This is a genomic window from Corallococcus sicarius, assembly GCF_003611735.1.
In the GTDB taxonomy this organism is placed as follows: Bacteria; Myxococcota; Myxococcia; order Myxococcales; family Myxococcaceae; genus Corallococcus; species Corallococcus sicarius.
In genome coordinates this window covers 1-441 of the sequence record NZ_RAWG01000748.1, presented here as the reverse complement: position 1 = coordinate 441, position 441 = coordinate 1, and the positions used below count along the sequence as shown (strand labels likewise).

The 441-nt window shown below is 37.4% G+C and carries 1 protein-coding gene; it reads right to left on the bottom strand.

The features are described 5' to 3' along the window. Positions 1–441 (bottom strand): iron-containing alcohol dehydrogenase (locus tag D7X12_RS41970; RefSeq protein WP_120630600.1); only part of this gene is annotated, 441 nt, incomplete at both ends.

The window sequence follows — 441 nt, the reverse complement described above, 5'->3', positions numbered from 1 at the left end:
ATCGGGAGTTAACGCATAATCTGCTAGTGGATACTTAACGTGTGTCTCGCTATCAGTAATTACTGCAAAAGGTGTCACTTCAGAACCAGTTCCTGATGTCGTTGGTATACATATAAATTTAGCGTTTTTAGGTTTGGTAATTTTATAAGTACGTTTACGAATATCTAAGAACTTTTGTTTTGCCCCAAAAAATGAAGTTTCTGGATGCTCAAAGAACATCCATATTGCTTTGGCTGCATCCATTGCCGAACCGCCACCTAGTGCAATAATAGTATCAGGTTGGAAATTTATAAACATGTCTAACCCCTTATAGACTGTATGAGTTGATGGATTAGGTTCAACTTCGTTAAACACTTTGATTTGTGGTTGGTTTTCTCGGCGTCTCAGCACTTGTTCAACTATATCAGTATAACCAATATTAACCATTCCTGGATCACAAAC